General features: G+C 75.6%; 9 protein-coding genes and 1 pseudogene. 6 read left to right on the top strand and 4 right to left on the bottom strand.

Annotated features, from left to right (window positions below; genetic code table 11):
• The first annotated feature begins 119 nt into the window (after positions 1 to 119).
• Positions 120 to 746: a hypothetical protein gene (locus tag FIC82_RS13555; protein WP_154798886.1), complete on the top strand. Its 627-nt coding sequence runs from the start codon at positions 120 to 122 to the stop codon at positions 744 to 746.
• Here the strand turns inward: FIC82_RS13555 and FIC82_RS13550 are convergent.
• Genes FIC82_RS13550 through FIC82_RS13540 form a run of 3 tightly spaced genes read right to left on the bottom strand, consistent with a single transcriptional unit; the run spans position 736 to position 5,215 of the window.
• Positions 736 to 2,745 carry a hypothetical protein gene (locus tag FIC82_RS13550; RefSeq protein ID WP_154798885.1) on the bottom strand — a complete coding sequence of 670 codons (2,010 nt, stop codon included), beginning with the start codon at positions 2,743 to 2,745 and terminating at the stop codon, positions 736 to 738. The genes FIC82_RS13555 and FIC82_RS13550 overlap by 11 nt on opposite strands.
• Positions 2,742 to 4,712: an HSP90 family protein gene (locus FIC82_RS13545; protein ID WP_168731863.1), complete on the bottom strand. Its 1,971-nt coding sequence runs from the start codon at positions 4,710 to 4,712 to the stop codon at positions 2,742 to 2,744. The genes FIC82_RS13550 and FIC82_RS13545 overlap by 4 nt, the downstream gene beginning before the upstream one ends.
• Positions 4,709 to 5,215, bottom strand: coding sequence for a type III secretion system chaperone family protein (locus FIC82_RS13540; protein ID WP_154798884.1), 507 nt, complete (start codon positions 5,213 to 5,215; stop codon positions 4,709 to 4,711). The genes FIC82_RS13545 and FIC82_RS13540 overlap by 4 nt, the downstream gene beginning before the upstream one ends.
• 167 nt (positions 5,216 to 5,382) lie before the next feature.
• Between FIC82_RS13540 and miaA the strand changes: the two genes are divergently transcribed.
• Positions 5,383 to 6,426 carry a tRNA (adenosine(37)-N6)-dimethylallyltransferase MiaA gene (gene miaA / locus FIC82_RS13535; RefSeq protein ID WP_253691155.1) on the top strand — a complete coding sequence of 348 codons (1,044 nt, stop codon included), beginning with the start codon at positions 5,383 to 5,385 and terminating at the stop codon, positions 6,424 to 6,426.
• Positions 6,423 to 7,322, top strand: a pseudogene (gene dapF / locus FIC82_RS13530) (diaminopimelate epimerase); the annotation flags it as partial. The gene miaA and the pseudogene dapF, both read left to right, overlap by 4 nt.
• 231 nt (positions 7,323 to 7,553) lie before the next feature.
• On the opposite strand, the gene FIC82_RS13525 reads toward dapF, so the two are convergent.
• Positions 7,554 to 8,261 (bottom strand): class I SAM-dependent methyltransferase, encoded by a 708-nt coding sequence (locus FIC82_RS13525; RefSeq protein ID WP_168731862.1) that lies wholly within the window; start codon positions 8,259 to 8,261, stop codon positions 7,554 to 7,556.
• A gap of 158 nt (positions 8,262 to 8,419) precedes the next feature.
• Between FIC82_RS13525 and hflX the strand changes: the two genes are divergently transcribed.
• From hflX to FIC82_RS13510, 3 genes are all read left to right on the top strand, one after another.
• Positions 8,420 to 9,967: a GTPase HflX gene (gene hflX / locus FIC82_RS13520; RefSeq protein WP_154798882.1), complete on the top strand. Its 1,548-nt coding sequence runs from the start codon at positions 8,420 to 8,422 to the stop codon at positions 9,965 to 9,967.
• Positions 9,968 to 10,178: 211 nt separating this feature from the next.
• The gene (locus tag FIC82_RS13515) at positions 10,179 to 12,209 is read left to right on the top strand and encodes an ATP-dependent DNA helicase (protein WP_253691815.1); all 2,031 of its coding nucleotides are present in this window, start codon (positions 10,179 to 10,181) and stop codon (positions 12,207 to 12,209) included.
• Between the two features lie 49 nt (positions 12,210 to 12,258).
• Positions 12,259 to 13,269, top strand: coding sequence for an L-lactate dehydrogenase (locus FIC82_RS13510; protein WP_154798881.1), 1,011 nt, complete (start codon positions 12,259 to 12,261; stop codon positions 13,267 to 13,269).
• The last annotated feature ends 42 nt before the right edge of the window (positions 13,270 to 13,311 follow it).

Below are 13,311 nucleotides of genomic sequence, written 5' to 3'. Positions count from 1 at the left end.
ATCGCGCGTCGTCATACGTCCCGGCTCGACGGGCTGAGCCGGGACGGCGGCCGCGCGGCTGACGACGTCGGAGCGACAGGGTGCCGGGACGACGCGACGACGACGGCTACGGTGGAGCGGTGACCGTCCGCGCCGTCGTCCTGCCCGGTACCCCGCTCCTCGTCCCCGGCGCCGCGGGGAACGCACAGGTCCTCGTCGGCTCGCGCGAGGCTGCGCTCACCGCGCTGCGTCGCCTCGTGGACGGCCTGGTGTCCCAGCGGGCGAGCAGCGCCACGACCGTGGCCGTCGTGGCGCCCGGCGCGTCCTCGCGACGGGGGCCGGCGCGCGCGTCGCTCGCGGCCGTGGGCGTCGCCGACGCGTGGCTCGACGCCGGGTGGGCTGCCACGGCCCGGGCCGCCACCGCCGAGGCACCGGTGGCCGGGACCGCCGCGTCGATCGGGCTCCTCGCCCTCGCGGGCGCCGGCTGGGAAGGGGACGTCGACGTCGTCGAGCTGGACGACGCCGACCTGTCCGCCGCGCGCGAGCTCGGGGCCGACCTCGCGCGCCAGGGCACGCGGATCGTCGTCGTGCGCGACCCGCGGAGCGCGGCGCCGGACGCGGTGCTCACCGGGTTCGGCGCCGCGCCCGACGGCGGGCGCCGCCACGTCGCGACGGGGGAGTACGAGCAGCACCGCTACGAGGTCCGCTGGTACGACGACCACGCCCTGAGCTCCCCGGGACCGCTCAGCGGATCCGTCAGCCGCTGAGGGCAGCCCCGACGGCCGCCGCGTCCTGCTCGCGCCCGAGGCGGCGCAGCGTGGCGACCAGCTCGTTCGCGACCGCCGTGCGGGTCTCGCGGTCGTGGACGATCGCGAATCCCGCCATCGCGGACTCCAGGAGGTCGACCGCCTCCGCGTCGGCACCGGCCTCGCACCGCGAGCGGCCCGCGAGCCAGAACGCGTGGGCAGCGTCGCCGACCTGCCCGGCGCGCGCGAAGTCCTCGGCCACGGCCTCGGCGAGCGTCGCGGCCGCGTCGAGGTCGCCCGCGGTGGCCAGGAGCCGGGCCTGCGTGTCCCGCAGGTCACGACGCTCGCGGTCGTCGGCCGCGGCGTCACGCTCGACGAGCTCGGCCGCCCGCGGCGCCGACCCGGCGGCGAGCGGGTCCGTCGTCGCGGCGAGGTCGTCGAGCGTGCGCTCGACCTGGGCCAGAGCCCCGCTCACGTCCCCGCGCCCGGCCTCCAGCCGCGCGTAGGCGCGGACGACCGGCCCGACGAACCGGGGTGCGACGCCGCCGGCCCGTACGAGCGCGAGCGCGTGCACGAACGCGGGGGCCGCCCCGTCGTCGTCTCCCTCCAGCGCGGCGAGGCGAGCCGCCTCGGCGAGGGTGAAGCCTGCGCGGTCGAGGTGGCCGGCGGACTCGAGGAGAGCCGCCGCGCGCCGCAGGAGCTGCGCGGCGCGCACCGGGTCCTCGCCGGCGACGCCCTCGGCGAGCGCCAGGAGCCCGTCGGCGTCGGAGGGTTCTGCCCCCGCGGTCGCAGGACCACCGCCTTGTGCCCCCGCGGAGGTCGCCGCGCCCGGCACGATCACGCCGTCCGGGGGCGCGGACGGTGTGGTGCCGTCGCTGCCTCCCGCGCCCGCCGCGACGCTCGACCCGGGTGCGGCCGCGGAGGTCAGCACCGCGAGGTCGACCGGGAGCGTGCGCGTCCCGGCGGCCCACGCGGAGCGCAGGCGCTCCGACGCGGCGGGCGTGCCGTTGCGCGCGTCGAAGGCGCGCGCGAGCTCGCTCGCCTCGCGGCGTGCCCAGTCGTCGAGCTCGGCGACGGTGGCGGCGGGTACGTCGCGCAGGGCGAGCGGTGCGTCCCCGTGCTCGGCGCGGAGCGCGCCGGTCGCGACGCTCACGCTCGTGAGGAAGCCGAGGCGGTCCCCGGGCGAGTCCGTCTCGGTGAGGAACGCCTGGTGCTCGGTGAGCAGGCGCAGTGCGCGCGACGCGTTGCCGGTGCGCGCGAGGAACTCGACGTGGCGGCCCTTCGGGCCCGTCATCGCCACGCCGGTGTCGAGGTGGCGCAGCCCGCGGCGGTGCGTGCGGGCCGCGGCCGCCGCGTCGCCGACCACGAGGTAGGCGAGCTGCAGGTGGGAGAGCATGTCCCCGGGCTCGGTCGCGCACGACGGCGATCCCTGGAGCACCTGCTCGAGCAGCCGGATCCCCTCGTCGTGCCGGCCCACCTCGAAGAGGTACGCGGCGCGGTCGCCGGGCTCGCACGCCTCGCACTGCGAGAACTCGTCGCGCGGGGTCGCGACCCAGGCGCGGTAGGCGTCCTCGACGTCCTGGCCCCCGCGCTCGCGGGCCCACTCGAAACGCTCGAGCGCGACGGCGTTCGTGCCGTTGCCGGCGAGCGCGTACCGGCGGGCCATGTCGTCGAGCGTGCGCTCGATCTGCGCGGCAGGGACGGTGGGGAACTCCATGAGGTGCCCGACCATCCACTTGAACGACCAGAAGAGCGAGTGGGCGTCCTCGGCGTCGAAGTGCTCGGGGTGCTCGTCCCACCAGCGCAGCATCTTGGTGAACGGCAGATAGGCCTTGGTGACCTCGCCGCCCCAGACGTACGACTCCACGAGGACGAAGAGCGCGTACGCCCGTGCCCCGTCCGGGCCCTCTGCCTCGACGCGCTCGACCTCGGCCGCGGCCGCGGTGGAGCGGGCGAGGCCGTAGGGCATGCGGCGGACGTCGTACAGCGCGGCGTTCACCTGGTCCACGGACCGGGTCATCGGTTCTCCTCGTCGGCGTTCTGTTCGGGGTGGGGGTGGGCGCCGCGGCCAGGGCGGGCCGCGAGCGCGCGGGCGAGCAGGAGCGAGAGCGAGTCGTTCATCAGCGCGGCCTCGACGGGCTGCAGCGCCTTGCCCGAGGCGAGCACCGCGGTGACGTACAGGGACCGGGCGCCCGCGGCGCGCACCTCCGCGTCGGGGCTCGCGAGCAGGTCGCGCACCGTGTCGTTGGCATCGTTGAGCACGAGCCGGCGCGGCCTGGCCGGGCCGCTGATCCCCGCGAGGATCTCGCCCCACAGGTCGTCCGTCCCGGCGACGCGGGCCGCCTCGCGCGCGTGGTCGCCGTCGCGGTCGTGCAGGAGCATCGCGGGCAGCGCGTCCGGCTCGTACCGGCGCAGCACGACGTCGCAGTCCTGGTCGGCGAGCGCGGCGTCGACGGACGCGAGCGCGTCCGCGACCTCGAGCTCGCGCAGCGGCTCGACCTCGGCCAGGACGTGCGCGACGTCCGTGGCCGACACGGGCGACAGCCGCCACTGCGGGAACCGCGCGGCGACGCGTTCGAGCAGGTCCGCGTCGTAGACGTACCCGCCGTTGACGACGGCCAGACCCTGGGCGGCCGCGACGGGCGCGATGCGGCGGAACTCCTCGACGCTCGACGTGTAGAGCAGACGACCCTCGGGGTGGGCCTCCGCGAGGTCGGCGAGGGTGCCTGCTCCGGCGGTCGTCTCGAAGGGCAGCACGCGCGCCGCGACGTCGAGCATCTCGTCGTCGGTCAGGGCGAGCGCCCGGACCGCGAGGTGGTGCGTCTCGAGGAAGCGGCGCGCCAGCACCGTGTCTGCGGCGAGCGTCTCGAGGAGCCAGCGCCGTACCTGGGCGCCGAGCGCGCCGCGGGTCGCGAGCAGGACCTCGTCCTCGTAGAGGCCCTCGCGCGACGCGGTCGGGCGCAGGACCGACGCGTCGAGCACGCAGCGCACGAAGAACGCCCACGGGGGGAGCAGGTCGTCGACGGCGCTACCCAGGAGCATCCGCTTGAGGTAGACCCGGTGCCGCGCGGTGGTGGTCGGTGCGACCGCCGCCGGCAGGACGTAGGCGACGCCGGACAGCCCGGCGAGCGGCAGGTCGAGGTCGATGCGGGCGAGCGGAGCGAAGCCCAGCGTCCGCTCGGCGTAGCCGGTCAGCGCGGCGTCGCGCGCCGCGGTCGTCGGGTGCGCGACGTGCCAGGGCAGCTCGTCGCCGCTCAGCCGGCGCCGCACGACGTCCGTCGCGGTCGCGGCCGCGTCGTCGAGACGGGTCTCGACGAGCAGCTCGACCGGCAGGAGCGACCCGAAGTCCTGCGCGAGCGCGACCACCGTCTCGGGGGCGAGCCAGTGTTCGGTGTCCCGGCGCGGCCGCAGCCGCACGACGCTCCCCGGTTCCGCGGGCGCCGCCGGGTCGTCGGCGCCCAGCTCGACGAGCTCGTACCGCCCGTCCGCCCGCCCGCGCCAGCGGACCGGCGCCGCCGGAGCGCCGGAGGGTGCGCGGCGGGCGGAGCGCGAGACGAGCTCGATCTCGTCGGCGACCATGAACGCCGAGAGCAGCCCGATGCCGAACTGGCCCAGGAACTCTTCACGCCCCGAGCCCAGCTCGACGTCGCGCTTGGAGCTGCGCCCGATGGTCGCGAGCAGCTCCTGCGCCTCGTCGCGGGTCAGGCCGACGCCCGAGTCGTGCACCTCGAGACCGCCGTCCGGGAGCGGCCGCAGCAGGATGCGGCTCGGTGCTTCCGAGCCCTCCACGGCGACCCGCGCCGTGATCGCGTCGACCCCGTTCTGCAGGAGCTCGCGCAGGTACACGCGCGGGCTCGAGTACAGGTGCCGGGCGAGGAGGTCCACGACCCCCCGCAGGTCGACCTGGAACGCCGCGGTCGCCTCCCCGCCCGTACCGGTGCCGCTCGGACCGGGCTCGACGTCGGCGCGCTCGTGCGCCGCGCTCACCGTGCGTCGACGTCGATGCCGTCGGCGCCGTCGGTGACCGCGGACTGCGCCGCGGTGTCGGGGAAGCGCTCGTCGAGCGCGTCGAAGAACTGCAGGCCGGTGAACAGGCCGCACTCGACGAGCTGGCCGAGCTGGTCGTCCGCGACGCCGAACTCGAGGTCCGTGGCGACCTCCGTGTACACCGCGAGCTGGTCGTCCTCGACGCGCGTGTAGACCTTCGGCCAGATCTTGTCGCGGTTGAACTCGTTGGCGACGAGCACGACCTGTGCCTCGGCCGCGGCGGGCAGCGTCCGGTTCCACCGGCCGCGGACCTGCAGGATCTCCTGCTTCTCGCCCATGAGGAAGAAGAAGAACACCTTGCCGTCCCAGTTGCCGCCGAGGTCCCCGTCGGAGTCGACGAAGTACCGCCAGTCGCGGGCCTTGAGGAACGCCTCGACCCGCTCGCGCGTCAGGGGCGCGTTCTGGCTCGTCGGGGCGTCGTCCGGCTTGGTGAAGAAACCCATGTGCTCGAGTCCTTGTCGTCTGAGTGTCGGTGCGCGCCCCGTACAGGCGGGGGCGGCGCGTGGTGTCGGACGAGGTCCCGCGAGGAGGGGGACCGTCCACGGACACACTACGCATCCCCACCCACACGACCCCAGACCCCGCAGCCCCGGGCGGTACCGTTGCGCGGGTGAAAACCGAGCACGGACCGACGGGCGCTCTGACCGGAGGGCACGGCGTCGTCGTCGCCGTCGTGGGCCCGACGGCCACGGGCAAGTCGGACCTCGCCCTCGACCTGGCGGAGCGGCTGTCGCTCCCCGGCGCGCCCGCCGAGATCGTCAACGCCGACGCCTACCAGCTCTACCGGGGCATGGACGTCGGGACGGCCAAGGTGGCGGTCGACGAACGGCGCGGCGTGCGTCACCACCTCCTCGACGTCATCGACCCCGTCGAGGACGCGTCGGTCGCGCGCTACCAGACCGAGGCCCGGCGCGTGCTCGACGAGATCGCCGCCCGCGGGGCGCGCGCCGTCGTCGTGGGCGGGTCCGGTCTCTACGTGCGCGCGCTCCTCGACGACATGCGGTTCCCCGGTACCGACCCCGAGGTGCGTGCGGCGCTCGAGGCGCGCGCCGAGTCCGAGGGGACGCGCGCCCTGCACGACGAGCTCGCGCGGCGCGACCCGGCGGCCGCGGCGAGCATCGGCCCGGCCAACACGCGGCGCGTCGTCCGCGCCCTGGAGGTCATGGAGCTCACCGGGGAACCCTTCACGGCCAACCTGCCGCGCCAGGTCTACGTGCGCCCGACCGTCCAGGTCGGCCTCGACTGCGACCGCGACGTCCTCGACGCGCGCGTCGCCGGACGGGTCGAGCGCATGTGGGCGCAGGGGCTCGTCGACGAGGTCCGCCGCGTCGAGGCGCGGGGGATGGGCCGGACGGCGCGCCGCGCCGTCGGGTACGCCGAGGTCCTCGCCGCGCTCCACGGCGAGACGACCGAGGACGCGGCGCGTGAGGCCGTCACCGCGAACACGCGCCGCCTGGCCCGCAAGCAGATGGGCTGGTTCGGCCGCGACCCACGCGTCCACTGGCTCGACGCGCAGTCCCCGACGCGCGTCGAGGACGCGCTCGCGCTCGTGGCCCGAGCCGACGAGCGCGCGGACGCCGTCGCGCGGGGCGAGGTCTCCGGGCCGGACGAAGCGGACAGCGCTGCCCCCGTCCGCCGTAGTCTGGGCTCATGACGCGCACCCGCTTCACCAAGGGCCACGGGACCCGCAACGACTTCGTGCTGCTCGCCGACACGAAGGGCGAGCTCGACCTCACGCCCGAGGTCGTGCGCGCGCTCGCCGACCGCCGCGGTGGCATCGGTGGCGACGGCGTGATCCGGCTCGTCCCGACCGCGCTCGTGCCCGAGTCGCGCGAGGTGCTCGCCGAGGACCCGCACGCGATCTGGTTCATGGACTACCGCAACGCCGACGGCTCGGTCGCCGAGATGTGCGGCAACGGCGTCCGCGTCTTCGCCGCGTTCGCCGAGCGCCTCGGGCTCGTGAGCTTCGCGGGCGGCACCGAGGTCCCCGTCGGGACGCGCGCGGGCGTCAAGCGCGTGCGCAAGGAGGACGACGGCTGGTTCGCGGTCGACATGGGCCGCTGGTTCCTGCCCGGGGGCCGCCCCGCGTTGCACGACGGCTACGACGCGACCGTCGTCGTGCGCGGTTGGGAGGTCCCGCGCCCGGCGCTGAGCGTGGACCTCGGCAACCCGCACACGGTGCTCGCCGTCGCGCGCGAGGACGTGCTCGCGCGCGCCGACCTGTCCGAGGCGCCCGTCGTCGAGCCGCGACCGCCGCACGGGACGAACGTCGAGCTCGTGGTGCCGCTGGGCGAGACGACGGCCGACGACGGCACGCTCGTCGGGCGCGTCCGCATGCGCGTGCACGAGCGCGGGGTCGGGGAGACCCCGTCGTGCGGCACGGGCGCGTGCGCCGCGGCGCTCGCGGTCCGTGTGTGGGGTGGGCCCGACGCGCCGGACACGTGGCTCGTCGACGTCCCGGGCGGGACCGTGCGCGTCCGGGCGCTCGACGGGGATCGTGTCGAGCTCGCAGGGCCTGCCGAGCTCGTGTACTCGGGCGAGGTCGACCTGGCGTCGTTCCTGCCCGCGCCCGTCGTCGAGGAGCGGGAGGACGCGGCCGACGACGCGTCGACCGAGGCGGTCGAGGACCCGGCGGAAGGAGTGCCGCAGACCGACGCGGGCGCCGGCGAGGTGGACGCCGACGTCCCCGCCGGGTCGCCGGACGCCGCGCGCACCGCGGTCTGACGTACCCTTTGCGCCGCGCGCACCCGGGTCCGACGGACCGGTCGCGGCGCGACCTGCTCAGCCCGGGGCCACGACCTCCAGCACCCGGAACCCCTTGGCGCTCGCGGTGCGCTCGACGACCGCGCCCGGTAGGAGCGGCTGCAGCGCCTCGGCGAGCCAGCGCTGGAGCGAGTCAGACCCGAGGTTGCGCTGCACGACCAGGTGCGCGCTCGCGCCCGGCGCGAGACGCGGGAGCCAGTACAGCAGCATCGCGTGCAGGACGTCCTTGCCGACGCGGATCGGCGGGTTCGACCACACCGCGGCGAACGAGACGTCGTCGGGCACGTCGTCCGGGGTGACCGCGCGCACGTTCGTCAGGCCGATCCGCTCCGCGTTGCGCCGCACGAGGTCGAGCGCGCGCTCGTTGACGTCGACCGCCCACACCGTCACGTCCGGGGCCTCGAGCGCCATCGTCAGCGCGACGGGTCCCCAGCCGCAGCCCAGGTCGAGGACGTGCGCCGTGCCGTCCTGCTCGTCGTCCGCGCGGGCGGCCCGGGCCGCCACGACGTCGTCGAGCGGCGGGGTCGTGCGGAGCAGGACCTGCGTGCCGAGATCGAGTCGCCCGGGGGAGAAGACGCCGGACGCGACCTCCACCTCGACGTCGCGGCCCGCGAGGCGTACGGAGATCGTGCGGCGCTCCGCGGCGGACGCCGGCCGCGCGGTGAAGTAGTGGTCCTGCGTGCCGTCGTGCGCGGGGTCGACGGCGGGGTCCTGGTCCTCGGTCACGTCGGCCGATCCTACGCGGGCACGCCCCGCGGTGGCGGCGACCCCGTCCGTCGGCACGGGCGTCACCCCCTTATCCGCTGGCCTCGGGACGATTTCCCGTGCCACGCTTGTTCTCCTACCACGGCGCACGAGCGCCGCTCCCTGACGAAAGGCGGCACATGACCCAGAGCCCAGCGACCCCCACCCCGGCTCAGGACGAGCCGACCGGCGCGACGCGGGACATCGCGAGCGACGTCGTGGCGCGGGTGCTCGCTCGGGCCGGGACGGCGCGCGCCGAGGGCGGCACGGTCCACGCACGGCACGACGGCGAGCAGCTCGAGCTCGAGGAGCGCAGCGCGCTGCGCCGCGTGGTCGGCCTGTCGACCGAGCTCCAGGACGTCACCGAGGTCGAGTACCGGCAGCTCCGCCTGGAGAAGGTCGTGCTCGTCGGGCTGTGGAGCCCCGGCTCCGACCCGCGCGAGGACGGTGCGCCCTCGTCCGCGGAGGAGGCCGAGATCTCGCTGCGCGAGCTCGCGGCACTCGCCGAGACGGCGGGCTCCCAGGTGCTCGACGGCGTCGTCCAGCGCCGCGCGAAGCCCGACCCGGGAACGTACCTCGGTTCCGGCAAGGCCGCCGAGCTCGCCGACGTCGTCGCGTCCAGCGGCGCGGACACGGTCGTGATCGACGGCGAGCTCGCGCCCTCCCAACGGCGTGCGCTCGAGGACATCGTCAAGGTCAAGGTGATCGACCGGACCGCCCTGATCCTCGACATCTTCGCCCAGCACGCGAAGTCCCGGGAGGGCAAGGCCCAGGTCGAGCTCGCCCAGCTCGAGTACCTCCTCCCGCGCCTGCGCGGGTGGGGCGAGTCGATGTCGCGGCAGGCCGGTGGCCAGGTCGGCGGCGCCGGCGCGGGCATGGGATCGCGTGGTCCCGGTGAGACGAAGATCGAGCTGGACCGCCGCCGCATCCGCAACCGCATGGCGAAGCTGCGCCGTGAGATCCAGGCGATGGCCCCGGGGCGGGAGACGAAGCGCGCGTCGCGCAAGCGGCACGCCGTCCCGTCCGTCGCGATCGCGGGCTACACGAACGCGGGCAAGTCGAGCCTGCTCAACGCCATCACCGGCGCGGGCGTGCTCGTCGAGAACGCGCTGTTCGCGACGCTCGACCCGACGGTGCGCCGCACGCGCACCGAGGACGGGCGGGTCTACACGCTCGCCGACACGGTCGGGTTCGTGCGCGCCCTGCCGCACCAGCTCGTCGAGGCGTTCCGCTCGACGCTCGAGGAGGTCGGCGACGCCGACCTGCTGCTCCACGTCGTCGACGCGTCGCACCTCGACCCCGAGGGCCAGATCGCGGCGGTGCGCCACGTCCTCGCGGACATCCCGGGCGTGGAGGACGTGCCCGAGGTGATCGTCCTCAACAAGGCGGACCTCGCGGACCCGGAGACCATCGCACGGATCCGGCTGCGCGAGCGCCGCACGGTCGTCGTCTCCGCGCACACCGGCGAGGGGATCGAGCACCTGCGCGAGCTCATCGCGCACGAGCTCCCGCGCCCCGACGTGGAGATCGACGTCGTCGTCCCGTACAGCCGCGGCGACCTCGTGCACCGCGTGCACACGGAGGGCGAGATCGACCACGAGGAGCACACGCCCGAGGGGACGCTCCTTCGCGGGCGCGTCGCCCAGGCGCTCGCGACCGAGCTCGTCGGAGCCTCGGCCCAGGCCTGACCGACCCGCGCCGGGCGCCCGGCCGACGCCCTCCGCGACCCCGTACGGCACGTCCCGTGCGGGGTCGCGCCGCGCCCGCCGCCGTCGTCCACAGGGCCGTCGCACCGTGGGCGACCGACCGTAGACTCGGCGGGTGCCCCCCTCCACGCGACCCGCCCCCGACCGTGTCGACGCCGGACCGGGCACGACGGCCGGCACCTCGGGAGGCGACGTGCCCGACGTCGACGCGCTGCTCGACGTCGCCGTCACCCGGCTGGGCGGCGCGCGGCGCGACGGGCAGCACGCGATGGCGCGGGCGGTCACCGAGGCGATCGAGGGGTCGGAGCACCTCGTCGTCCAGGCAGGGACGGGCACGGGAAAGTCGCTCGGGTACCTCGTGCCGGCCGTGCGGCACGCCGTGGCGACCGACGAGCGGGTGATCGTCTCGACCGCGACCCTCGCGCTCCAGCGCCAGGTCATCACGCGTGACCTCCCGCTCGTCGCCGACGCCGTGGCGGACGAGCTGCCCCGCCCCGCGACGATCGCGCTCCTCAAGGGCTGGCACAACTACCTGTGCGTCCACAAGATCGCGGGCGGGTACCCGGCCGACGAGCCCACGCTGTTCGACCTGCCGGGTGAGTCGGCGGGCGCCGCCGACCACCCCGCCGCGCGCGGCGGGACCAGTGCCGCGGCCCTCGGCGAGCAGGTCGTGCGACTGCGCGAGTGGGCCGACGAGACACCGACCGGTGACCGCGACGACCTCGTGCCCGGGGTGAGCGACAAGGCGTGGCGGCAGGTCTCGGTCACCGCGCTCGAGTGCCTCGGCCAGCGGTGCCCCCTGCTCGCGGAGTGCTTCCCGGAGAAGGCGCGCGCGACCGCGCGCGAGGCCGACGTCGTCGTGACCAACCACGCGATGCTCGGCATCGCTGCGATGGGCTCGCCGGGGGTGCTGCCCGAGCACGACGTGCTCGTGGTCGACGAGGCGCACGAGCTCGCCGACCGTGTGACGGCGGCGGCGACGGTCGACCTGTCGGTCCCGGCGATCGAGAGCGCGGCGCGCCTCGCGCGCCGGCACGGGGGCGTCACGACGGACGCGCTGGACGCGGCGTCGGCCGCGTTCGGGACGGTCGTCGGCGCGCTGCCCGCCGAGCGGTTCCCGGACGGGCTGCCCGACGGCGCGCGCTCGGCCGTCGCGGCGGTGCGTGACGCCGCGCGCGAGGTCCTCTCGACGCTCAAGCCCGAGACCGGGGTGACCAAGCCTGCCCAGCCGGACTCCGGGCTGAAGATGGCCCAGTCGACCATGCTGCAGCTCTTCGAGGTCGCGGAGCGCATGGCTGCCGACCCGACGGGGCACGACGTGCTCTGGTGCTCGCGGCCGGGCGAGGGCGGCTGGTCGGCCGACCGGTTCGGCGAGGGCGCGAGCCGCCTGCACGCCGCACCGCTGGGCGTCGCGGGGCTCATCCGCACGCACCTGCTCGCCGAGCGGACCGGGGTGTTCACCTCGGCGACGCTCGCGCTCGGCGGGAGCTTCGACGCCGTCGCGCGCACCTTCGGGCTCGGGAGCGGCGGCGAGGTGAAGGACGCCGACGCGCCGCGGTGGCGCGGGCTCGACGTCGGCAGCCCGTTCGACTACGCGCGGCAGGGCATCCTCTACGTCGCCAAGCGCCTCCCGACGCCCGGGCGCGAGGCGTCCACCGAGCACCAGCTCGACGAGATCGCCGCGCTCGTGGAGGCCGCGGGCGGGCGCACGCTCGGCCTGTTCTCGTCGCGCCGCGCGGCGGTCGCCGCGGCAGAGGCGATGCGCGAGCGGCTCGACGTGCCGATCCTGTGCCAGGGCGACGACCAGCTCCCGACGCTCGTGCGCGAGTTCGCCGACGACCCGGCGACGTGCCTGTTCGGCACCCTGTCGCTGTGGCAGGGAGTCGACGTCCCGGGGCCGTCGTGCCAGCTCGTGCTCATCGACCGCATCCCGTTTCCCCGCCCGGACGACCCGGTGAAGTCGGCCCGGGCCAGGGCGGTCGAGGCCGCGGGCGGCAACGGGTTCATGCAGGTCTCCGCGACGCACGCCGCGCTCCTGCTGGCGCAGGGCGCCGGTCGGCTCGTGCGGTCCACGGCCGACCGGGGCGTGGTCGCGGTCCTCGACCCGCGCCTCGTGACAGCGCGCTACGGCACGTTCCTCACGCGGTCGATGCCGGGGTTCTGGCAGACGACCGACCGCGACGTCGCTACCGCTGCGCTGCGGCGCCTCGCCGCCCTAGGCTGAGTCCTTTCCCGCGAGCATCAGGGATCCCACGAACTTTCACGGAGGCGAGATGACGACGAGCACGTCCCCCCAGAGCACCGGCGACGGGACCGCGGGCGGTCCGGGAGGGGGAGCACGGACCACCAAGCTCGCGATCGTCGGCGCGGGCGCCGTCGGGTCGACGCTGGCGTACGCGGCGCTCATGCGCGGCGCCGCGCGCACCGTGGCGCTCCTGGACGTGAACCGGGCGAAGGTCGAGGCGGAGGTCCTCGACCTCCAGCACGGCATCCAGTTCATGCCCATGGCGCGCGTCGAGGGGTCGGACGACGTCGCGGTGTGCGCCGGGGCCGACGTGGTCGTCGTGACGGCCGGGGCGAAGCAGAAGCCCGGGCAGACGCGGCTCGACCTCGCCGAGGGCACGATCGGGCTCATGCGCACGATCCTGCCCGGGCTCGTGGAGGTCGCCCCGGACGCGGTCTACGTCATGGTGACCAACCCCGTCGACATCGTCACCTACGCGGCGCTCAAGTTCTCCGGGCTCCCTCCGTCGCAGCTCTTCGGCAGCGGGACCGTGCTCGACTCGTCCCGGTTGCGGTTCCTCGTCGCTCAGCACTGCGGCGTCGCGGTGCAGAACGTCCACGCGTACATCGCGGGCGAGCACGGCGACAGCGAGATCCCGCTGTGGAGCTCCGCGACGATCGGCGGCGTGCCGCTCCTCGAGTGGCCGGGACTCGGTGGGCGGGGACCCCTCACGGAGCAGGTGCGCGACGACATCGCGCGCGAGGTCGTGCAGTCGGCCTACCGGATCATCGAGGGCAAGGGTGCGACGAACTACGCCGTCGGGCTCGCGGGCACGCGCATCATCGAGGCCGTGCTCGACGACGAGCACCGCATCCTGCCCGTGTCGACGCTCCTGGACGGCGCGTACGGGCTCGACGACGTGTGCCTCTCGCTGCCGACGCTGGTCGACCGGCGCGGCGCGGCGGAGCGGGTCGAGGTCCCGCTGGCCGAGGCGGAGCTCGCCGGCCTGCGCTCGTCGGCCGAGTCCCTGCGCGCGGTCGCGCGACGCTTCGGGCTCTGAGAGCGCGGGTCCGCCGACGACGAGAGCCGGGTGGTCGTCGAC

It is taken from the genome of Cellulosimicrobium protaetiae, from assembly GCF_009708005.2.
Classification (GTDB): Bacteria; Actinomycetota; Actinomycetes; order Actinomycetales; family Cellulomonadaceae; genus Cellulosimicrobium; species Cellulosimicrobium protaetiae.
Note: the sequence above shows the minus strand (reverse complement) of the source record. Positions and strands in the feature narration are given on the sequence as shown.

Excerpts from the sequence above, each read along its gene's own strand:
- FIC82_RS13550 (WP_154798885.1), bottom strand. The coding sequence starts at position 2,745 with ATGACCCGGTCCGTGGACCAGGTGAACGCCGCGCTGTACGACGTCCGC.
- FIC82_RS13540 (WP_154798884.1), bottom strand. The coding sequence starts at position 5,215 with ATGGGTTTCTTCACCAAGCCGGACGACGCCCCGACGAGCCAGAACGCG.
- hflX (WP_154798882.1), top strand. The coding sequence starts at position 8,420 with ATGACCCAGAGCCCAGCGACCCCCACCCCGGCTCAGGACGAGCCGACC.
- FIC82_RS13510 (WP_154798881.1), top strand. The coding sequence starts at position 12,259 with ATGACGACGAGCACGTCCCCCCAGAGCACCGGCGACGGGACCGCGGGC.